The 20741-nt window shown below is 58.5% G+C and carries 17 protein-coding genes; 6 read left to right on the top strand and 11 right to left on the bottom strand.

All coding sequences use genetic code 11. The features are described from left to right. Positions 1–96 precede the first annotated feature (96 nt). Complete coding sequence (hfq, locus tag ACR0LH_RS01780; RefSeq protein WP_010440340.1) at positions 97–336, top strand: RNA chaperone Hfq; 240 nt, start codon at positions 97–99, stop codon at positions 334–336. Then, positions 336–1607, top strand: a complete 1272-nt coding sequence (gene hflX / locus ACR0LH_RS01775) for a GTPase HflX (protein ID WP_480719413.1) — start codon at positions 336–338, stop codon at positions 1605–1607. The genes hfq and hflX overlap by 1 nt, the downstream gene beginning before the upstream one ends. A 3-nt stretch (positions 1608–1610) precedes the next feature. Here the strand turns inward: hflX and ACR0LH_RS01770 are convergent, their stop codons facing one another. The 4 genes from ACR0LH_RS01770 to hemB form a co-directional block, all read right to left on the bottom strand. Beyond that, positions 1611–2006: a nuclear transport factor 2 family protein gene (locus ACR0LH_RS01770; RefSeq protein ID WP_170383039.1), complete on the bottom strand. Its 396-nt coding sequence runs from the start codon at positions 2004–2006 to the stop codon at positions 1611–1613. Positions 2007–2111: 105 nt separating this feature from the next. Continuing rightward, positions 2112–4574, bottom strand: coding sequence for a penicillin acylase family protein (locus tag ACR0LH_RS01765; protein ID WP_480719411.1), 2463 nt, complete (start codon positions 4572–4574; stop codon positions 2112–2114). A gap of 174 nt (positions 4575–4748) precedes the next feature. Further along, positions 4749–5321 carry a YSC84-related protein gene (locus ACR0LH_RS01760; protein WP_170383043.1) on the bottom strand — a complete coding sequence of 191 codons (573 nt, stop codon included), beginning with the start codon at positions 5319–5321 and terminating at the stop codon, positions 4749–4751. A gap of 141 nt (positions 5322–5462) precedes the next feature. Beyond that, complete coding sequence (gene hemB / locus ACR0LH_RS01755) at positions 5463–6461, bottom strand: porphobilinogen synthase (protein WP_480719409.1); 999 nt, start codon at positions 6459–6461, stop codon at positions 5463–5465. Positions 6462–6581: 120 nt separating this feature from the next. Between hemB and ACR0LH_RS01750 the strand changes: the two genes are divergently transcribed. Together ACR0LH_RS01750 and mfd are read left to right on the top strand one after the other, a co-directional pair. Further along, on the top strand, positions 6582–7106 hold the full coding sequence (locus tag ACR0LH_RS01750; protein WP_170481687.1) for a component of SufBCD complex: 525 nt from the start codon (positions 6582–6584) through the stop codon (positions 7104–7106). A gap of 21 nt (positions 7107–7127) precedes the next feature. Further along, positions 7128–10580 carry a transcription-repair coupling factor gene (mfd, locus tag ACR0LH_RS01745; protein WP_480719407.1) on the top strand — a complete coding sequence of 1151 codons (3453 nt, stop codon included), beginning with the start codon at positions 7128–7130 and terminating at the stop codon, positions 10578–10580. A 30-nt stretch (positions 10581–10610) separates the two neighbouring features. Here the strand turns inward: mfd and ACR0LH_RS01740 are convergent, their stop codons facing one another. From ACR0LH_RS01740 to ACR0LH_RS01720, 5 genes are all read right to left on the bottom strand, one after another. Then, positions 10611–11285 carry an SH3 domain-containing protein gene (locus tag ACR0LH_RS01740; protein ID WP_480719405.1) on the bottom strand — a complete coding sequence of 225 codons (675 nt, stop codon included), beginning with the start codon at positions 11283–11285 and terminating at the stop codon, positions 10611–10613. Continuing rightward, the gene (locus tag ACR0LH_RS01735) at positions 11282–12946 is read right to left on the bottom strand and encodes a tetratricopeptide repeat protein (RefSeq protein WP_480719403.1); all 1665 of its coding nucleotides are present in this window, start codon (positions 12944–12946) and stop codon (positions 11282–11284) included. Before ACR0LH_RS01735 ends, ACR0LH_RS01740 begins: the two co-directional genes overlap by 4 nt. A 57-nt stretch (positions 12947–13003) precedes the next feature. Next, a complete protein-coding gene (locus ACR0LH_RS01730; protein WP_170413432.1) occupies positions 13004–14212 on the bottom strand; it encodes a multidrug effflux MFS transporter in 1209 nt (402 codons plus the stop codon). A gap of 76 nt (positions 14213–14288) precedes the next feature. Then, a complete protein-coding gene (locus ACR0LH_RS01725) occupies positions 14289–14948 on the bottom strand; it encodes a DsbA family oxidoreductase (RefSeq protein WP_480719402.1) in 660 nt (219 codons plus the stop codon). Further along, on the bottom strand, positions 14945–16462 hold the full coding sequence (locus ACR0LH_RS01720) for a class I adenylate-forming enzyme family protein (protein WP_480719400.1): 1518 nt from the start codon (positions 16460–16462) through the stop codon (positions 14945–14947). The genes ACR0LH_RS01725 and ACR0LH_RS01720 overlap by 4 nt, the downstream gene beginning before the upstream one ends. A gap of 64 nt (positions 16463–16526) precedes the next feature. Here ACR0LH_RS01720 and ACR0LH_RS01715 point away from each other — a divergent pair, with 64 nt between their 5' ends. Further along, a complete protein-coding gene (locus tag ACR0LH_RS01715; protein ID WP_170383063.1) occupies positions 16527–17150 on the top strand; it encodes an XRE family transcriptional regulator in 624 nt (207 codons plus the stop codon). On the opposite strand, the gene ACR0LH_RS01710 is transcribed toward ACR0LH_RS01715, so the two are convergent. Beyond that, positions 17139–17375: a hypothetical protein gene (locus ACR0LH_RS01710; RefSeq protein ID WP_170383065.1), complete on the bottom strand. Its 237-nt coding sequence runs from the start codon at positions 17373–17375 to the stop codon at positions 17139–17141. The two genes, ACR0LH_RS01715 and ACR0LH_RS01710, sit on opposite strands and share 12 nt — an antisense overlap. A 484-nt stretch (positions 17376–17859) precedes the next feature. Further along, positions 17860–19674, bottom strand: a complete 1815-nt coding sequence (locus ACR0LH_RS01705; protein WP_480719399.1) for an extracellular solute-binding protein — start codon at positions 19672–19674, stop codon at positions 17860–17862. Between the two features lie 291 nt (positions 19675–19965). Between ACR0LH_RS01705 and ACR0LH_RS01700 the strand changes: the two genes are divergently transcribed. Further along, positions 19966–20739, top strand: coding sequence for a 3-hydroxybutyrate dehydrogenase (locus tag ACR0LH_RS01700; protein ID WP_480719398.1), 774 nt, complete (start codon positions 19966–19968; stop codon positions 20737–20739). The last annotated feature ends 2 nt before the right edge of the window (positions 20740–20741 follow it).

The following is a 20741-nucleotide window of genomic DNA, read 5'->3' as shown; positions in this document are numbered from 1 at the left end:
TCATCTGGAAACTCGGTTAACGACACTCCATACTCTGCCGGAGGGAGCGCGTTGGTCCGCAGCGCGTAGCAAGAACAATGGCGAGATTATAAAAATATGGCTTCGGACAGACAGAATCTGCAGGACGCGTTCCTGAATAATGTAAGAAAAGCAAAAGTCCCGGTCACGATATTCCTGATCAACGGTGTGAAATTGCAAGGTGTAATCACTTGGTTCGATAATTTCTGCGTCTTGTTGCGCCGCGACGGACAGTCGCAGTTGGTCTACAAGCACGCGATTTCGACCATCATGCCGTCGCAGCCGATCAGCCTGTATGAGGGCGAAGACGCCTCTTGATGGAACACGATAGGACGCGCACCCGCGCTTGGGTGCTGCATCCGGAAATCAAGTCAGATGAACAGCGCCGTGTCCCCGAACCGGCGCTGGAAGAAGCGGTGGCGCTGGCTGCTGCTTTGCCCGATCTTGACGTGATCGGATCGGAAATTGTGCGCCTGCAACGTGCCCAGCCCGGTTTGCTTTTCGGAAGTGGCAAGATTGAGGAACTGGCAGAGCGGCTGCACGACAACCAAATCGAACTGGTTCTGATCGACGGGCCGGTTACCCCCGTTCAGCAGCGCAACCTTGAAAAAGCCTGGAAGGTCAAAATCCTTGATCGGACGGGTCTGATCCTTGAGATTTTCAGCGATCGTGCGCGGACCCGCGAGGGTGTTTTGCAGGTCGAAATGGCTGCGCTCAGCTATCAGCGGACGCGTCTGGTTCGGGCGTGGACCCACCTTGAACGGCAGCGGGGCGGGCTTGGATTTGTCGGTGGACCCGGCGAAACCCAGATCGAAGCTGACCGGCGCGCTATTGACGAACAGCTTGTGCGCTTGCGGCGGCAGTTGCAGAAGGTGGTCAAGACGCGGACGCTGCACCGGGCCGCACGCGCCAAGGTGCCATATCCCATCGTTGCGCTGGTGGGGTACACGAACGCCGGGAAGTCTACCTTGTTCAACCGATTGACCGGGGCCGAGGTGATGGCCAAGGACATGTTGTTCGCCACCTTGGACCCGACCATGCGCCGGGTTGAACTGCCTGACGGCCCCGAGGTGATCCTGTCGGATACGGTGGGTTTTATCTCGAACCTGCCGACCGAACTGGTCGCGGCCTTCCGTGCCACGCTGGAAGAAGTTTTGGGCGCAGACATCATTGTTCACGTCCGCGACATCAGCCACGACGAAAGCGATGAGCAAGCTCGGGATGTCGAAACGATCCTGACTTCGCTTGGGGTCGACGATGAGCGTCCGCGGCTTGAGGTCTGGAACAAGATCGATCTGCTGAGCGACGACGACCGCGAAGCCGCCATCGCGCGCACGGATCGCGATCCTGCGATCTTTGCGATTTCCGCGGTGACGGGTGAAGGGATAGAGCCACTATTGGCCGATATCGCGGTCAAGCTACAGGGCGTCCGGCACGAAACGACCTTGAAATTGGGTTTTGCCGAGGGCGACAAGCGCGCGTGGCTGTTCCGTCAGGATGTTGTCCGGTCTGAAAAGCAGGGGGACGATGGGTTCCAGATCACGGTTCTTTGGACCGACAAACAAGCCGCGCAGTTTGCGGCCCTCTAAGGATCAAGCGCCGTCGATCTGTCTTTGATAGTCTTCGGCGTCGAACCAACCAAGCGAAGATTGCACCTTGTTGTCCGTGGTCATTTCCCATTCTTCCCAACCGCGTGTGACAACGTGATTTCCGGTTTGGGCATGATGCCCTTCCAATGTCCAGACAAAGATGGCGTGGGTTCCGGCCCATCTTAGCATGTCGCACCGGACTTCGAGGTCCGGGAAGTCGGCAAAGAAGCCCCGCGCCATGTCTGCAATTGCTGCGCGTCCGACGAAAGGCTCGCCGCGATTGATTTCGATTTTCCCGTCCGGTGCGAAAAAGCTGGCGACCGCTTCAGGATCGCCCGAGCTCCACGCGATCGCGTAATCCCGCGCGAGGTTGTTCAACGTATCCCGAATACTGGCCATGAATACCCCCGGTTCAAATCGCTGACCCCTGGGATCGTAAGCCAAAACAAGGGTCTGCGTCCACGGAAGCGCAAAAAAGGGGCGGGGACTTGCCGAAAGATGGCCTCAGCGCGGCACCAAATTCGTCACGCCGACAGCGGCTGCACGGGCCAGATCAAGGTCCAGCGACATCGGAATATACTCTCCACGCCGCCAGAGTTGCGCCTGGTCGTCATAGTAGCGCGACAGGAAATGACCTGATTGACCGGTGGCCGTGATGAAGACCGAGCTGTCAGGGTCCGCGAAATCATAGACGCCCCGATAGCCCGCGCCGTGCACGTTCTGGAACGGGTCCGGGCCTTCGCCCGAAGTGCGCCCGCGCAGCAGGGTATTGTCGCCGCCGCTGGTGGATTGACGGATATTGACGAAGAACCGCAGAACCGGGACCGAGCCCAGAACCGGGTGATCATGGGTGGCCTGATGCGCGTCGCCCCAGCGCAGGGATTCCAGCGACCCGCCATATTTCTCGGAAATCCAGATCAGCGCGTCATCCAGCGCCATTCGAGCCATATCTGTGCAGGTCTCGACCGGAGCGCTCTGACGCACGTCACACCAAACCGCCGCGCCGTCGATATCTCGGTAGACGCGTTCGATGAAAAGCGGTTCGACATGTTTGTATTCAGCGGCCAGCGGGCCAAGCTCGTCCGAGATCAGGCGGATTTGCAGTGCGCGCAGCCAAGCGGCATAGATCAGCGGCTCGGGCAGGTGTTCGTTCATCTCGCCGTTCCACTCGGCCAGCAAACCCAGCGCGATCTGGCGCTGACGTTCGGGCGTGCCTTCGGGGGCCGAAGCGCCGGTGAACCAAAGGTCCGCGCCGATCAAGGGCAGCAGCGAGCGGGCGGTAAAGCTGACGGTGTCCAGTTGCGCCTCGATAAAACTGTCGCGCGTGTGAACTTCGCGCGATTGCATAAGGCGTTCCCAGCGGTGAATGCGCTGCGTGTCACCCCATTCATATGAGACATGCTCGGGGAAGGGGCGGTCTATGACCTTGTTGTTTGTATTGCCTAGTATGCCACCGACCGGGGCTACAAATTCTGGGTTGTCCGCATAGGGAAGGCGACCCTGCCAGCGGTTTTCGGTCAGCCATCCGGGGGTGGGGATGCGCCCACGGCTTTGGTTGCGCAGGTCGCGCTTGGGCATGGCCCCGATCAGCTTCATGCCGATCGTGTCCTTGTCCACCACTGACAGGTTCTGAGACGGGGCGATGAACAGTTCGGCTGCGTCAATCGCCTGCGGCACGGTATCGGAATTCATCAAGGCCATCGACGCGGTCATCGACGTGTCCCGCGCACTCAGGGCGGTCCAGGACAGCGATGCGACGTGACCCGACGGTGTGATGGTTCCCAGATCGTAGTGGCTGCCGGGCAGAACCGGGCCGTTTTCCGTCCATCGCAGGGTCAGAGTGATGGGCGCCTCGTCCTTGATCTCAATGATCGAGGGGCGGTTGCGGAATGTCTTGTACCCGTCGGGGGTCAGGTATTCTTCGGGATTGTCGGGGTTGAGCTGTTCAATATGAACGTCCTGATCATCCAGATAGGACGAAGTCAGCCCCCATCCCAGACGATCGCTGCGCCCCGCCATGACCGAGGGGATGCCCGGAATCGTCGCGCCGATGACACCGCCTTTTTCCAGTTCCAGCCGGGCCAGATACCAAACTCCGGGGGCGGTGAACCCCAGATGCGGATCGTTTGCCAGCAGCGTCCCGCCAATGGCAGATCGTGATGGTGCGGCAGTCCAGGCGTTTGACGCACCGGCCAGCCCCCGTTTTGGGAATGGCGAGAGCGGACTGCCGGGCATGGGCGATCCAGCGGCATATCGGGGCACGCCCGGGAACAGGGCGGCATATTCGGGCAGAGCCGCGATTCCGGCACCCGGAACATCGGGCAGGATATCCGCCAGCCGCGCCGGGTTGTTCAGCAAAAGCGAGGTGCGCGCCCTCAGCACCTCATCCTCAAGATGGCCCGACAACTGAAGGCTCATCAGCTTGATCACAGCGATGCTGTCACCGGGTTGCCAAGGGGAAACCGGCGCGTTGAACAGAAACATCTCGGGCGCGCCGCGCCCAAGCGCCATCTCATTGATCTCGTCCAGCCGCGCGTTAACCCCGGCAGCGTAAGCGCGCAGCGCGGCCTTGGTATAGTCGTCCTGTACGTCGACCGAGCGATGGGCGAGGCCATAAAGGTCAAACCGACGCAGCAGTTTGTCGATTGAAACCGTGCGAGCGCCGAACACTTCGGACAGACGCCCCTGCGCGGTGCGTCGCAAGACGGTCATCTGCCAAAGCCGGTCCTGCGCATGTGCATACCCAAGCCCGAAGAAGACATCCGGGTCGGTCTCGCCCAGAATATGCGGCACATTGGCTGTATCACGTACGATTTCCACGGGCGCAGTCAGTCCGCGCACCTCGACGGTCTGATTGTATTCGGGCAGGGATTGGCTGGCTAGAAAATAGACCAGAAGTACAGCGGCCACAGTAAGAAGAACGAGGCCCGTGGCAACGCGCACCAGCCAACGAAATACTAATCCCATCTGAGGCTCATTTTCTGATCTAGCTCCGTTTGGCGTCAGAGTAGTGGAAGCCCATCCCAACCGAAAGAGGAACGCCGGCAGAATGTGCATCTTTGCGCAACGTCGCAAAGAAAAACCCCTGCCACAGAGACGCGCCCATGGCAGGGGTTAAGCACTGAGGGGGTTAGTGCTGACTTACGGTATGATCCGCGTATATTTTGTGCCTTCGACTGTCGCGCCAATCTGTAGGCCCGCCTGTCCAAAGACGGCTGCCAGAACCGGCGAGCGCAACGTCGTTGTGTCCGTCGAGAGCGAGTCGCCCTGATCGCTGACCACATACCCGATATCAGCGCCGGCGGTCCAACCGCTGGAGCGGCGGAAGTCATTCAATGCGTCCTGCGTCATAAAGAACAGAACGTGGGCATATTGCTGTGCGCCGACCTGCAGTCCAGCGGTGCCCTTCACGGCTGAATAGTAGTCGACCGTCGCACCGTTGATCCGCAATGCGCCGCGGCCGTAACCGCCGCCAAAGACGAACCCGGCCTCGGTTATCAGGGGCATGACCAGCATACCGTTGGCTTTTTCCGCGATCTCTACCGTGTTCGGATAGCGAGAATACATTTCGGTCAGCGTGGCATCGACGCGCGCGTCGATCGTGGCCGCGTTCGAGTTGCCGACGCCGTTGCCGCAAGCTGCGGTCAGGGTCAGCCCGGCCATGCCAAAGGCAAAGCCACGACGACTTAGTCGAATGGGATTGGAACTGCTCATTGTTTTTTCTCTGTATGACTGCCTGAATTGTCGGGTGTTCCCGATCTTGTGGGCGAGGATACGCCTATTGAGACCACCTGTCACGGGAAAGCTGCGCCGCCCCTGTTCTCAATAGGCGAATTATCGCGAAAGTTTGAGGTATTAGCGTTGAAGGTGACGGGCTACCTCTGGGGCAAAGTAGGTCAGGATGCCGTCACATCCTGCGCGCTTGAACGCGAGAAGGCTTTCCAGCATGACCTTTTCCCCATCCACCCAGCCGTTCTGCGCAGCCGCCTGAATCATCGCGTATTCACCGGACACCTGATAGGCGTAGGTCGGTGCGCCAAACGTGTCTTTCACCCGACGGCAGATGTCCAGATAGGGAAGACCCGGTTTTACCATGACCATGTCCGCGCCTTCGGTCAGATCACGCTGGATCAGACGCAGGGCTTCGTCTGAATTGGCTGGGTCCATCTGATATGTTTTCTTGTCGCCGGTCAGCGCGCCTGACGCCCCGACAGCATCGCGGAACGGGCCATAAAATGCGCTGGCGTATTTGGCGGCGTAGCTCAGGATCATCACATTCTGGTGGCCTGCGGATTCCAGCGCGCGACGCATCGCTCCGATCCGGCCGTCCATCATGTCAGATGGCCCGATGATGTCGGCTCCCGCTTCAGCTTGGGCCAGCGTCATTTTCACCAGCGCCTCGATCGTTTGATCGTTCACAATCTCGCCATCGACGACATACCCATCGTGGCCGTTGATGTTGTAGGGGTCCAATGCAACATCCGTCATCACGGCAATGTCCGGGGCTGCGGACTTGATGGCGCGAATGGCACGGTTGGACAGGTTGTCGGGGTTCCATGCCTCGGCGCAGTCTTCGGTCTTTAGGCTGGGGTCGGTGTATGGGAAGATGCAGATCGCGGGAATACCAAGTGCCTGCGCTTCGACTGCGGCCTTCGCAATCAGATCGACCGAACGGCGAACGACACCCGGCATGGATGGCACGGGTTCTTCGATGCCTTCACCATCGCGCACAAAAACCGGCCAGATCAGATCGTCGACGGTCAAGGAGTTTTCGCGCACAAGGTTCCGAACCGCCTGAGATTGACGCACTCTGCGAAAACGGGTCATTGGAAAAGGGGCGATGGTCGGTTTCATGTCGCGCTCTCCTTGAATAATCCTGCATTGGGTGGCATGAATTCGGCGTAGTCTCAAGGGTAACGATGGACGCGGCAGTGCGAAGAGGGTCCCTAAGGACAGTGAACAAAGGGCTGGCGCGTGGACGTATACTCTTCGATCTTTGAACTTATTGACATGCGCAGCTTTTCCAATCTTTGGTATTGGATCGTGCTGGCGGTTCTATGGTCCTCGGCAAGTCATTGGGCCATGGGTGTGCCCCATGATCTGGTCGTGCGCGCGCGCCGTATGGGCGGGCAGGCCGAGAAAGATCTTATGGACATCGTCAGGATCAACAGGAATCGGCTGTTGTACATCGCGGATGTGTCCGGGCTGGTTATTTTTGCGCTGAGTTGCTTCTGCTTTACGGGGCTGGCGACGCTTGGTTTTTATTACGGTGTAGAATTCGCGCAGGCGGTATTTCTGCTTTTGTTTCCGCTGTGCGTTGTGATGCTGATCAACATATCCGCCGCGCGCAAACTGCGAAGAGCTGAGGCCGGGATGGAAATCGTTTCAAAGATTCTGTCACGATGCAGAATCTATACGCAGATCGTCGGGATGATTTCGATCTTGATCACATCGCTCTGGGGTATGTATCAGAACTTTTCGATCAGCGTTCTGGGATAGAGAATTCGGAAAGGCAAGGCGATGACGGCTCCGAACCATGTAACGGTTGGCGGCGCCCCCGAAGGGTTTGACGCACAGCTTGTTCTGAACGAAATGACCCGGACCGGCGGTCCGGTCTGCCATGTCGCGCGTGATGACAAGCGGATGGAAGCGATGCGCGCGGCGCTTGCCTTCTTTGCGCCAGACGTCCCTGTTTTCGTGTTTCCCGGCTGGGACTGCTTACCCTATGACCGGGTGTCGCCGAATGCGGATATCGCGGCGGCGCGGGTCGCGACCTTGGCGGCTCTGGTCCACCAGATGCCTGAACGTTTCGTGTTGCTGACAACTCTTAACGCGGCAACACAGCGCGTTCCGGCGCGCGAAGTGCTGAAGCGGGCCGCATTTACCGCACGAGTGAATCACCGCGTTGACGAAAAAGCCCTGCGCGCGTTTCTGGTGCGCATGGGTTTTACCCAAAGTCCCACCGTGATGGAGCCCGGGGATTATGCCGTTCGCGGCGGTATCATCGACATTTTCCCACCCGGAGAGTCCGGCCCCGTGCGGCTGGACCTGTTCGGAGACGTTCTGGACGGCGCGCGCCGGTTCGATCCTGTCTCGCAACGGACGACCGAAAAGCTTGAGGTTGTGGAACTGGCCCCGGTGTCTGAGGTCATTCTGGACGAAGCAGCCATTACCCGGTTCCGCCAGAACTACCGTATCGAGTTCGGCGCGGCGGGCACCGATGATCCTCTGTACGAGGCGGTGAGCGCGGGGCGCAAACATCAGGGCGTTGAACATTGGTTGCCCTTCTTTCACGAAAAGTTGGAAACCCTTTTCGACTATCTGCCGGGGGCCACGATCTCGCTGGACGATCAGGTAACGCCTGCGCGACTGGCGCGGTGGGATACGATTGCCGATCAGTATGAAACCCGTCGTCTGGCGTTGGAAAACCGTTCGCGCATGGACACGGTTTATAAGCCCACGCCTCCCGGATTGCTGTATTTGGACGATGCGGCGTGGGATCAGGCTGTGGGAGACCGGCGGGTATTGCAATTTAGCCCTCTGCCACAGGCCAGCGGGCCAGGTGTGATCGATGCAGGCGGGCGGATCGGGCGCAATTTTGCGCCTGAGCGTCAGCAGGAAAGCATCAGCCTGTTTGGGGCGCTGGCCGCTCATATCACCGACAAGATGACAAAAGGCCCGGTGCTGATCGCGTCCTATTCCGAAGGCGCGCGGGAACGTCTGACCGGACTGATCGAGGATGAAGGTCTGGCCGAGGCGATCCCCGTCACCGATGGCACGCGCGTTGGCAAACGTGGGCTGCATCTGGCTGTCTGGGCGTTGGAACATGGGTTTGAAGCCCCCGGCCTGACAGTTATTGCCGAACAGGACGTGCTGGGCGATCGCCTGATCCGCCAACCCAAGAAACGCCGCAAGGCCGAGAATTTCCTGACCGAAACCCAATCCCTCAGCCCCGGCGATCTGGTGGTGCACGTGGATCACGGTATCGGGCGATATATCGGGATGGAGGTCGTCACCGCTGCCGGTGCCGCCCACGAATGTCTGCTGTTGGAGTATGCAGAACAATCCAAACTGTATCTGCCGGTCGAAAACATCGAACTGCTGTCCAAATACGGCCATGACGAAGGTTTGCTGGACCGTCTGGGTGGCGGCGCTTGGCAGGCCAAGAAAGCCAAGCTGAAAGAGCGCATCCGCGAGATGGCGGACAAGCTGATCCGCATCGCTGCCGAGCGTGCGCTACGCAAAGCGCCCGTGATGGACCCGCCGCCCCACGCGTGGGAGGAGTTCAGCGCCCGTTTTCCCTATCAGGAAACCGACGACCAGCTGCGCGCGATTTCTGAGGTGATGGAGGACATGCACTCGGGCGCGCCGATGGACCGTCTGATTTGTGGCGATGTGGGCTTTGGCAAGACCGAGGTCGCCATGCGCGCCGCCTTTGTCGCCGCCATGTCAGGTGTTCAGGTGGCCGTGGTTGCACCGACCACGCTGCTGGCCCGCCAACACGCCGCCAGCTTTAAAGAGAGGTTCCGGGGCTTCCCGCTGGAGGTGCGGCAGTTGTCGCGCTTTGTCTCTGCAAAAGACGCTCAGCAAACCCGCGACGGCCTGGCGCGCGGCACGGTCGATATTGTGATCGGCACCCATGCGCTGTTGGCCAAGGGGATACGGTTCAACAATCTGGGCCTGCTGATCATCGACGAAGAACAGCATTTCGGCGTCGGTCACAAAGAGCGCTTGAAACAACTGCGCTCGGATATCCACGTTCTGACCCTGACCGCCACGCCGATCCCGCGCACGCTGCAACTGTCGCTAACCGGCGTGCGCGACCTGTCGATCATCGGCACACCACCCATCGACCGTCTGGCGATCCGCACCTATGTCAGCGAGTTCGATGCGGTGACAATCCGCGAGGCGTTGCTGCGTGAACACTATCGCGGTGGGCAAAGTTTCTATGTGGTCCCGCGCATCTCGGACCTGCCCGAGATTGAGGAATTCCTGAAAGAGCAACTGCCCGAACTGACCTATGTGGTCGCCCACGGTCAAATGGCGGCGGGCGAACTTGATGACCGGATGAACGCCTTTTACGACGGCAAATATGACGTTCTGCTGGCAACAACGATTGTGGAAAGCGGGCTGGATATTCCGACCGCGAACACGATTGTTTTGCATCGGGCGGATATGTTCGGCCTTGCGCAGCTCTATCAGATACGCGGCCGGGTAGGGCGTTCAAAGACCCGCGCCTATGCCTATCTGACAACCAAACCTCGCCAGAAACTGACCGCCACCGCCGAGAAACGCCTGCGCGTTCTGGGGTCGCTGGATACGCTCGGCGCCGGGTTCACTCTGGCCTCTCAGGATTTGGACATTCGCGGCGCGGGTAACCTGCTGGGCGAGGAACAATCTGGCCAAATGCGCGATGTGGGCTATGAACTCTACCAGTCGATGCTGGAAGAAGCGATTGCCAAGATCAAAGCCGGTGAGATGGAGGGGCTGTCGGACTCTGACGACCAATGGGCGCCGCAGATTAATCTGGGTGTGCCCGTTCTGATCCCCGAGGATTATGTGCCCGATCTGGATGTGCGTCTGGGCCTGTATCGTCGCCTCTCGTCGCTCTCGACCAAGGTCGAACTGGAAGGCTTTGCAGCGGAACTGATCGACCGCTTCGGCAAGCTGCCGAAAGAGGTCAACACCCTGATGCTGGTCGTGCGGATCAAAGCAATGTGCAAACGCGCCGGTATTGCGAAGCTGGACGGTGGGCCAAAGGGCGCGACGATCCAGTTCCACAACGACAAATTCGCGTCGCCTCAGGGGTTGGTCGAATTCATCCAGAACCAGCGTGGGCTGGCCAAGGTCAAAGACAACAAGATCGTCGTGCGGCGCGATTGGAAAAAGGACAGCGACAAGATCAAGGGTGCGTTTTCTATCGCGCGGGATCTGGCGGAAAAGGTAATGGCCGAGAAAAAGGCCAAAACCTAGAACGTATTGAGCGTTTGTTTGACGGGCGTACTAATCGCCCGCAACAAAAGTGCACAACTGCCATTGGCCGGTGTCTGATTTGGCGAACGCGGCGCGATACCCGACCATCGGCCAAAGAAATTTGCCGTGCATGTAGCCTTGGCCGCCATCGGTCAACAGAACCTGCTGATAGTCATCAAACTCGGAATATTCGCGGACGATGACGACTTCGTAGCTGATCAAATCCAGAATGGGCGCACCGAGGTTCGGGCTCTGGCGCAGTGTCACATCCTCGGCGCTGACGAAATAAGCCATGTAGGGGTCCAGCGAGGCGGGTAGGGTGATCTGCCATTGATGCGGCATCCAGAACTCGCCTTCGTCGTTGAAATATCCGGGTTGAGCGAGCGTATGCTCCATATCCGTCCAAAACCATTCGCTGATCTTGTCGGCGTGCCTGCGATCCTGTTCAGGCAGCGTCTCAGGATCGAGGACCAAACGTTCGCGCAATTCTTCTGGGCCTCCGTCCCCTCCGTGACTGAGATAAATGTCGGGGCAGGCCGCGGCGATAACTGCTTCGGTGTCGCGCGCTTTTATTTTGGCCAGCAAATCAGTGCGAAACGCCACGAGGGTTGGATCCTGATCCGCCTCGTCTACCGGAGGGAATGACTGGCGATCCGCCAGAGCAGGGCTACAAATGATAGCGGCGAGCATTACGATGTATTTCATTCTGCGGCCCTCATCGCCGCCTGAGCGCAAAAACAGGATGCGCCAACAGCCCGGTCAGCGCGGGCCAAAGCCAGTTCCAGCCGTTGGCTGATTTGCTTGATCTCGTCGGTCTCACCACGCGCTTTCAGGCAATCGTACAACCCCTTGAGGCTCCAGACGTTGTCAGGGTGGATCGAGGCGCGGCTAAGTGTGCCGCCTAATCCCAAATCCTCGCGATAGACTGCTTCGGCCTCGGCGGTGTGACCTTGTTCAAACAGCAACGCACCCAATGCGTGACGGGTCGGCTGCATCCAGCCCCACGGCTCATCATAGGGCAGGTTGTCGTCCAACTCGACCGAGCGTCGCAGATGCGCATAGGCGGCATCGTAATTCTCTTTGCGGTACTCGATCTCGCCCCGCAGCATTTCCCGCGCGACATCCAGAAGGTCGACAACACGGTTGTTGTGCAACAGCCGCGTATCGGGGACGCGGGCTTTGGCGGCAAGAAAAAGCTGTTCCTCGGCCTCGGCTTCGGGCACCTGACCGGTCGCCGCAAAAGCGATGGCGCGGGCATAATAGGTCGTTGCGGTCAGGGTAAGGAACAGATCGGTGTCCTCGGGTGGCTCAAGCGCCTTGGCTTCTTCCCAGCGGCCAAAGCGGATCAGGATGTGCGGCCCCATAGACATGTAGCTTTCAAAATAATCCGCCATCGGTGGGCTTTCGATGCGCAACATTTCTTCGGGCGTGGTGTCCCACATGCCCTGATTGGCGCGCAGGGCGGGTTCGATCTGACCCAGAAATAGCGCGCCGTAGATGACAAAGTGATAATCGTGTTGGCGATAGCCGGTGTATATGTTGAAGGCGCCTTCGCGCTCGTAATACTTCAGGTCTGCTTCGATCGCTTTTTCGTTCCAGTGAACGACGTTCTGGTAGTGACCGCACAGAACGTCGATATGAGTGGGCATGTGCACCAGATGACCTGCATCAGGCACCATGGTGCGCAGGATGTCCCCTGCTTTCAAAGCCTTCTCGGGGGTCGGCGACATCTCCATCAGGTGCACATAAAGATGCAGAAGGCCGGGATGAGACATGGCCGCTGGATCATTCGCCATGGCGTCTTCCAGCACGTCTTGCGCTTCGAGTGTTGCTGCACCCTCGGCCGGTTTCCCTGTTTTCAAATCCCACATCTGCCAGGGCGTCAGGTTCAACAGCGATTCAACGTAGATGGTGCGCAGGTCCAGATGGTCGGGCAGCTTGGCAAAGGCTGCACGCATGGCGTCCGCGAAATCGTGGTCCCATTGGTGCATATCGCCCGTTGGGTCGCCCTGCGGATAACGGGCAGGCAGCGCGTGGATCAGCGCCTGTTCCACCGGAGTGCAACCGTCGGACAAAGCAAGCGCCCGTTGGGTTGCGTCATAAGCCAGCGTCAACGCCTTCTTCTTCCCGCGTTCATCCAGAAGATCCCAGGGCAGGTTATAGTTCGGGCCAGCGGCATAGGCGACACCCCAGTGGGCCATTGCACAATCCGGGTCAGCTTCGACAGCGCGTTGGAAGCAGACGACGGCCTCATCGTGATTATAGCCGTAGGTCCAGACCAACCCACGGTCGAACCAAAGCTGCGCTTCGGCTGAGGTGGTCGTGACCGCGCATGTATGTGTGCCCAGATCGTAATAATCGCTCATTGAAAATCTCTCCTCGGATTGAGGGGAGACTAGCCTGATTCACCGGGACTGCACAGATCAGGCGAGCAATCTGTTTTCGATCCGCCCCATATGCAGCATCAGGCCAAAGCCTAGCGTGCTCATCGTCAGAATTCCGGCCGCCAGAGGCGCGATTGACCCGTCAAACAGCAGGCCAATCGGTGCTGCAATCGCGGCGGCGAAGACTGTTGAAATCGCTCCGATGACCGAGGCTGCCATGCCTGCAATGTGGCCCATCGGCTCCATCGCGATGGCGTTCAGGTTGCCCATGGTCATACCTGCCATGAAAAACACCGCGGTCTGCCAGCTTACGAATACGGCAAAGGACACACTTGGCGACAAGTCTGCCGTGTTCAGAATGATGACCGAAGTTGTAAACACGATCTGAGCACCCAGAACCCACGTCACGATTCTGCGCATGCCCAGCTTGATAACCAAGGCCGCGTTCAGCAGGCTGGCAGAGCCTGACATCAGCGCCACGAAACCGAACCAGAACGGAAAGCTCTCGGCGCTGTCGTGGATGATGTCATAGATTGGCTGCACCATGGTCAGCATGGTGAACAGCATCCCCAGGCACAACGTTTGCACCATGATCGAAACCCGCACGGTCGGGTGCGCAAACATTTGCCGTGCGGCATCCATCATCAAGGGCAGGCGAAGCGGCCTGCGGTTTTCAACTGCAAGAGACTCGGGCAGGCGCAATCCCATCCAGAAGATGGTGATCAGAGAAAACACTATGAACGAGGCAAAAATTCCCCTCCACCCGGTCAATGCGATAACACCGGCCCCAAGCATGGGCGCAATCGCAGGGACCAGAGTGAAGATCATCATGGCGATCGAGACAATGCGCGCCATCTCTCGGCCCGAATAAAGGTCGCGGATAACGGCCATGGCCACAACGCGCGGTGCCGCGCTGCCAATGCCTTGAACGACGCGAGCAATCAGCAGCATTTCCAACGAAGAACTGGTCCACGCAACCGCAGCGGCCAGGATATACAGCGCCGACCCGACGTAGATGACCGGTTTGCGGCCAAAAGCGTCAGAAAGAGGACCGGTGAAAAACGTCCCAATCCCCATGCCCAGAACAAACGATGTCAGGATCAACTGCGCCTTGTTCACATCGTTAGGGCTAAGCTGCGCGCCAATTTCAGGAAGGGCGGGCAGCATGGAATCGATCGAGAACGCGATTGTTGCGAACATCATCGCGACAAGTGCGACGAACTCTCCCCGAGACATGCGATCAGCCATTTCAACCTCCTGACCTGATCGCGCTATCACGGCGGGTCAGGTGGCGCCAGAGATCAATTGTGCACAGAGGTCTGTGCTAATTTGCAGGGGAAGCCTCAAGCTGAGACTTGATTTCACCGATCACACGCTCCCACATTTCCGGTGGTTGGGCACCGGGAACCGCGTGCTGGTTGGCGACGATGAAGGTCGGCACAGAGCTTACCCCCATCTGGCGCGAATGCGTGTCGCGGTCGCTGATATCCTGACGATCGGCATCTGATTTCAGCAGCTTCAGCACGACCGCGGCGTCCATTCCAATGCTATCGGCGATATCGGCCAGTACTTCGTGATCTCCGATGTCGCGGGTCTGTACGAAATAGGCGTCGAACAGGGCGTCAACCGCTGCGTTTTGCTTCCCTTCGATCCCAGCCCAATGGATCAGGCGGTGGGCGTCCAGCGTGTTGGGCGTGCGCTTCATCCCCTCGAAATTGATCTTAAGACCGGCATTTTCCGCGTGCTCGACGACCGGAGCATAGGCCCGGACAGCACCGTCCTTGCCGCCAAACTTGCGTTCCAGATACTCGCGCCGGTCCATGCCTGCGTCGGGCATATCAGGGTTAAGCTGGAAAGGGTGCCATTCGATGACAAAGGGATGATCCGGGATCGCGGCCAGCGCCTTGTCCAGATGGGTCTTGCCGATATAGCACCACGGGCAGATCGGGTCGGACATGATGTCAAGTTTGACGGTCTGGGTCATTCGGTGGTCGCCTTGAAATAGGCCGGAAGCGCCCGGCGCAGGAGTTTGCCATTGCCGCCGGTTGGCAGCTCGGGCAGGTGGACAAAGGCGCGCGGCTGTTTGTAGCGCGCCAGATTTGCCTCGACATAGGTGCGCAACGCATCTTCGTCCAGCTTTTCCGGGCCGGTATAGAAAGCTGCGATCACGAATGTGTCCTGTTTTACCTCAACTGCCGCAGCACCAACCTGTGTGATGCCGAGGTATTGGGACAGCACGGCCTCAACTTCGACCGGGGACACGCGATACCCGCCTGCGTTCATCATATCGTCGTCGCGGCCCAAATAGGTGATCTGCCCGTCTACTGCCATTGCACCCTGATCGCCGGTCAGAAACCAATCGCCCTGCATCCGTGCCTGCGCTTCGTCCGGGGCATTTAGATAGGTCAGCATCAGGCCGGGATCCGAACGATGGATGGCGATGGTGCCTTCCTGCCCCTGCGGGACCGGGCCGTCCGGCCCGAGGATCGCCACGCGGCGACCGGGTTGTGGTTGTCCCAGCGCCTCGCCTCGCGCGGGGTGCTCGGGACTGGACGAGATGAAGGTTGAGCACTCGGACATGCCATAGGCTTCATACAGTTCGGTTTCGGTGGCGCGTTTCCACTGTGCGTGGAGCGTCGGCGAAAGCTTTTCTCCGGCGCACAAGCCATGCCTCAGATGGGGCAGGCGCAGGTCCGGTGCCACGTTCACGATTTTGCGGAAAACACCGGGGGCGGCGGCGAAAATGGTGGCGCGTTGATCGCGCAAAAGAGTTGGCAGCGTGGACAGGTCCGTACCCGGCTCGGGGATCAGAGCGGTCGCGCCGATGGTCCACGGGTCCATCAACCCAGTGCCCAGTGTGTAGGTCCAGTTGAACGCGCCAGCGTGACACAGGCGATCCGTCTCACGAAGACCGTACCAGCCGTCGACCATCATCTGGCGTGCCCAAATCGCCCTGTGCGCATGGGCAACGGCCCGAGGTCTCCCCGAAGTGCCCGAGGTGTAGACGACATAGGCCATTCGATCCGGGTCGCCCATTTGATATGGCGCGGCGGGTAGGTTCCTCATTTCGGCAAGGTCGGCCAGGTCGATCTGAAACGGATGAGGGGCACAGGAAACGGTTGGATCTCTGAGCACGACCGCCGGGGTCAGTTCCTGTATCATGCGGGCTGTTTCAGGTTCGGTCAGTTGCGACGAGGTCGGCACGGGGATGATGCCAACAGAGATCGCGCCCAGATATGCCACCGGGAAATCCACGGTGTTTCCCAACCGCATCAGCGCGATGTCACCGGGTTTCAGCCCAGCTTGCAGCAGGCCAGTGCCTGTTCCCAGAATGGCTTGCTTTAGGTCGCTGTATGTCCAGTGTTCGGCAGTAGACTGCCCAAGCACCGACAACGCGATTTTTTCGGCGTTTCGGTCCGCTTGTCGCAGCACATGAGCCGCCAGATTGAAAGGGGCGGGACAGCGAGGAGGAGGGCCTTGATCGAAAACAGAAAGCATATCGTCTGGCTAACGTGACGTATGTTGCGTTGCAAGCAGGTCTGGCTGGCCCTATGAATGGCGCATGAGCACCCAAGACCAGACATCCCTGATACGAATTGCCCGAGACTCGGGCGAACCAACGGAAGTTGAGCCGTTGGACCTTGGCGCGCGCGTACGCGAACTGCGCAAGGCAAGGAATTGGACGCTCGAGCAGGCCGCAACGCAGGCGGGGCTGGCGCGGTCAACGCTCAGCAAGATCGAAAACGGTCAGATGTCTCCGACCTACGACGCGCTAAAGAAGTTGGCGACCGGGCTTGAGATATCAGTGCCTCAGTTGTTCACGCCGCCACAGCGAGAACAGGTGATCGGCCGGATGGCCGTTACGCGTATGGGTGAGGGCGCCGCCCATCCAACCACCACCTACGAGCATGAATTGCTGGCCGAGACGCTGACGAAAAAGCAGATGTTGCCATACCGAGCCAGAGTGCGCGCGCGTTCGATGGACGAGTTCGACGGCTGGGTGCGTCACGACGGTGAAGAGTTTCTATACGTGCTTACAGGCGTTGTTCACCTGTACACCGAGTTCTATGAACCCGTTGAGATGCGCCGCGGCGATAGCGCCTATTACGACGGTAGCATGGGGCACAACGTGGTGTCTGTCAGTGACGAAGACGCGACTATTCTTTGGGTGACATCACTTACTTAGGGTTCGGCTGAATTCTCGATTCAGACCTTCGGTGAACAGAAAGTCCTCAAGTTCTTCATGGGCTTCGTTCACTGTCAGGTGGTGACGTTCGGCAAGATACGCCTCGAACCCTTTGCGATCCTTGCTGAGCAGCAGTTTGTCCTTGTCGCGCAGGTTCGGAAAACGCCGCTTGGCGCGTGTGTACATCGCATCCCAATCTTGCGTCAGATCATTCCAGTTCAACATCTGCAAGCTTTCCGGTTTCCAGGTTTCAAAGCTGCTCGGCCACAAACAGGGTACGGAGGGGGCTGTCACATCAGCGTATGACAAAATGTCGCACCGCGTATCGACTTTCCTGAGAAGCAAGGTGCCCGTTGTAGGCAATCCGCAACGGGCATACGGACCTAAGATTGGAGTGAGTGGAAGCTGGTCCGCGAATTCTGTGCGCTGCGTTGCTGAGAAAAAGCTATGTTTCTAAAGTCAAAGCAATAATCAGAAAATACTAAGCGCAATAATGCCCTTAGGTTACATCGCAAAGATGTATTGCGTAAAGCCCTTTGTGTGGAAATTCCAGTATGAAACAGTCAATAGTATGCGGCTCAAGTTGTAGCGGAACGAAAATTCCGGTACCGCTACATGTGGAGAAACGGCAGGCATGTGCTATTTTCCGCCGAAAACCGGGCAGCCGTAGGCGTTGGCTGCCGTTCCAGCGAAGGTGCGGTTGCCTGAACTATTCCTCGAACCACCAAACCTGCGGCATGTATTCCGGCCCATCCCCGTAAATTGGCAAAGTTTCCGGCTGTTTCAGTTCCTTGGCGTGGGCAATTCGCCCGACATCAAAGTTCCAGATTGGAATGACGTACCGACCGGCAGTTAGCACACGGTCCAACGCACGGGTGGCGGCAACAAAGTCCTCATGGCTTTCTGACGCAAGCATGGCGTCAATCAACCCGTCCACAGCGGGTGAGGAGACACCCATTAGGTTGCGAGTACCCGGGGTGTCGGCATTCTCGCTCCCCCAATAAAGTCTTTGTTCATTGCCCGGCGACAATGAAAGCGCACGCCGGAAAAACGTCATGTCAAAATCCAGATCAGAGGTACGCCCCGTGAACTGCGCGCTGTCTACCTGCTCTGTCGAAACCTGAATCCCCAGACGCTCCAGCGCGCGGGTATAGATTTCGATGGCGGTCTCGCCTTCGCTGTCGCCCTGTTGCAGCAGCACTTTCAGCGTGAAAGCCTGACCATTTGCGTTGCGAAGGACGCCGTCCTGAATGGTCCAGCCTGCGTCAGACAGCAGCTTGGTGGCCTTACGGACGTTTGACCGGTTGCGGGCCGAGCCGTCACCTTCCGGCAGGACATACCCCTCTAGCGTACCGGGCGGCAGGTCTGCGGCGTAGGGCTGTAGCAGCTCCTCCACACGGCCGGTCGCCGCACCCGGCTGCATGGCCAGATCCGAACCCGAGAAATAGGACGTGATCCTGGGTTGCGCGCCGCCGGTGATCGTGTCGTTGATGAACTCGAAATTGAAGGCCAGCGTCAGGGCTTCGCGAACGCGCCAGTCGTCGAACGGCGCTTTGCGGGTGTTCATGACATAGCCGGTCATACCCGACGGCTTGCCGTGCGGGATTTCGGTTTTGACGATATCGCCTCGCTGAGCAGCAGGGAAATTGTATTGAGTTTCCCATTTATCAGCATTGAACTCACGCACGGCGGTCAATTCTCCGGCTTTGAACGCCTCGAACAGAACAGTGCCGTCGCCGTAGAACTCGATCCGCATTTCATCCAGATTCATTGTTCCGCGACGGAACGGGATATTGTTGCCCCAATAGTCAGGGTTACGGCGCAGATTGACGAACCGACCAGCCTCGTACCCGTCGATCACATACGGTCCGGTGCCAATCGGGATATCGTGCAGCGCGGCATTGGCAAAATCCTTACCTTCCCACTGTGCCTTTTGTAGGATCGGACGCAGTCCGGCGATCAAAGCAAGCTCGCGGTCGGGTTCATTGAATGTGATCCGCACGGTCCGGGGGCTGGTCGCTTCGATGGTGTCGATCTTGCCCCAAAGACCGCGATACCGAAGGTGCCCTTCGGTGCCCAGAATCTCATACGACCAGATAACGTCATCGACCGTGACGGGGGTTCCGTCCGAAAACTGTGCCCCTTCGCGTAGCGTAAATTCGACCCAAGACCGGTCCGGAGCAGTCTCAACTGATTCGGCTAACAGGCCGTAAAGTGTGAAGGGTTCATCCCACGAACGCCCCATCAGGCTTTCATGCGTCCAAAACCTCAACTGCCAAGGAGAGGTCCCTTTTTGCACGAACGGGTTCAAGCTGTTATAGCCGCCGGTATTTCCGAACACGACTTTCCCGCCTTTCGGTGCGTCGGGGTTTGCGTAAGGCAGAGACACAAAATCCGGTGGTAGGGCGGGGTCCCCGTACATAGCTATGCCATGCGACGAATCTGCATTGGCGATTGACGCGCCCAAAAGCAGAGTGATTCCCGTGGTCACTTGGCGAACGGGTCGTAGAAAATCGGGGCTCATTTTGGAAACAATCCTGCTCTGGCCTTATTTTGTTGGGATTCATCGTACCGATGATTTTTCTTCTTTTCAAACTTTTAGCTTGGACGGAAGCGTGGAATTGCCTATAAAGGGTGCACTGCTCGATAGGTTTCTTGCCTGTATGAAACCTGCCTCAATAACTTAACGCCCGCTTCGTGCGGGCGTTTTTTTTTGTGCTGGTTCTTTAAGCGAGCCGCTTGGTTCATTCCCCGTTTTCTTTGCATGTGCAGCATGGCACTGTGTGGCCAACATGGAGTCTGAGGGAGAGTGGCCATGAGCCTTGCAGGAAAAACGGCAGTCATAACGGGGTCAAACTCGGGGATCGGACTCGGTGTAGCGCGCGAACTGGCCAAGGCTGGGGCGGACGTGGTTTTGAACTCTTTCACTGATCTGGATGAAGATCACGCCCTAGCCGCTGAAATCTCGCAAGAGACCGGCACCAACGCGCGCTACATCAAGGCGGATATGTCCAAAGGGGAGGAGTGTCGCGCCCTGATTGAACAAGCGGGGGCCTGCGATATCCTGGTCAACAATGCGGGTATTCAGCATGTCTCTCCGATCGACCTGTTTCCGGTCGACAAGTGGGACGCAATCATTGCGATCAACATGAGCTCGGCCTTTCACACGACCGCTGCAGCGCTGCCGATGATGCGCAAGGCTGGATGGGGGCGCGTGGTCAATATCGCGTCGGCGCATGGCCTGACTGCCTCACCCTACAAGGCGGCTTATATCGCGGCCAAACATGGGGTGGTGGGGATGACCAAGACTGCTGCGCTTGAGACTGCGCAGGAGCCGATCACCTGCAACGCGATTTGTCCGGGCTATGTACTGACGCCATTGGTTGACGCTCAGATTCCGAACACGATGAAGGAATATAACATGAGCCGTGAGGACGTCGTGAAGAACGTCCTGCTAGAGCGGCAGCCGTCGAAAGAATTTGCAACGGTCGAGCAACTGGGGGGCACGACGGTGTTCCTGTGCTCGGACGCGGCGGCGCAGATCACGGGAACGACGATTTCCGTTGATGGCGGCTGGACCGCTTTGTGAGA

The sequence above is a fragment of the Ruegeria sp. CL6 genome (assembly GCF_056536465.1).
The sequence above is the reverse complement of the archived record's forward strand: the minus strand, read 5'-3'. Positions and strand labels throughout refer to the sequence as shown.

Excerpts from the sequence above, each read along its gene's own strand:
- hfq (WP_010440340.1), top strand. The coding sequence starts at position 97 with ATGGCTTCGGACAGACAGAATCTGCAGGACGCGTTCCTGAATAATGTA.
- hflX (WP_480719413.1), top strand. The coding sequence starts at position 336 with ATGGAACACGATAGGACGCGCACCCGCGCTTGGGTGCTGCATCCGGAA.
- ACR0LH_RS01770 (WP_170383039.1), bottom strand. The coding sequence starts at position 2,006 with ATGGCCAGTATTCGGGATACGTTGAACAACCTCGCGCGGGATTACGCG.
- ACR0LH_RS01765 (WP_480719411.1), bottom strand. The coding sequence starts at position 4,574 with ATGGGATTAGTATTTCGTTGGCTGGTGCGCGTTGCCACGGGCCTCGTT.
- ACR0LH_RS01760 (WP_170383043.1), bottom strand. The coding sequence starts at position 5,321 with ATGAGCAGTTCCAATCCCATTCGACTAAGTCGTCGTGGCTTTGCCTTT.
- hemB (WP_480719409.1), bottom strand. The coding sequence starts at position 6,461 with ATGAAACCGACCATCGCCCCTTTTCCAATGACCCGTTTTCGCAGAGTG.
- mfd (WP_480719407.1), top strand. The coding sequence starts at position 7,128 with ATGACGGCTCCGAACCATGTAACGGTTGGCGGCGCCCCCGAAGGGTTT.
- ACR0LH_RS01740 (WP_480719405.1), bottom strand. The coding sequence starts at position 11,285 with ATGAAATACATCGTAATGCTCGCCGCTATCATTTGTAGCCCTGCTCTG.
- ACR0LH_RS01735 (WP_480719403.1), bottom strand. The coding sequence starts at position 12,946 with ATGAGCGATTATTACGATCTGGGCACACATACATGCGCGGTCACGACC.
- ACR0LH_RS01730 (WP_170413432.1), bottom strand. The coding sequence starts at position 14,212 with ATGGCTGATCGCATGTCTCGGGGAGAGTTCGTCGCACTTGTCGCGATG.
- ACR0LH_RS01725 (WP_480719402.1), bottom strand. The coding sequence starts at position 14,948 with ATGACCCAGACCGTCAAACTTGACATCATGTCCGACCCGATCTGCCCG.
- ACR0LH_RS01720 (WP_480719400.1), bottom strand. The coding sequence starts at position 16,462 with ATGCTTTCTGTTTTCGATCAAGGCCCTCCTCCTCGCTGTCCCGCCCCT.
- ACR0LH_RS01715 (WP_170383063.1), top strand. The coding sequence starts at position 16,527 with ATGAGCACCCAAGACCAGACATCCCTGATACGAATTGCCCGAGACTCG.
- ACR0LH_RS01710 (WP_170383065.1), bottom strand. The coding sequence starts at position 17,375 with ATGTTGAACTGGAATGATCTGACGCAAGATTGGGATGCGATGTACACA.
- ACR0LH_RS01705 (WP_480719399.1), bottom strand. The coding sequence starts at position 19,674 with ATGAGCCCCGATTTTCTACGACCCGTTCGCCAAGTGACCACGGGAATC.
- ACR0LH_RS01700 (WP_480719398.1), top strand. The coding sequence starts at position 19,966 with ATGAGCCTTGCAGGAAAAACGGCAGTCATAACGGGGTCAAACTCGGGG.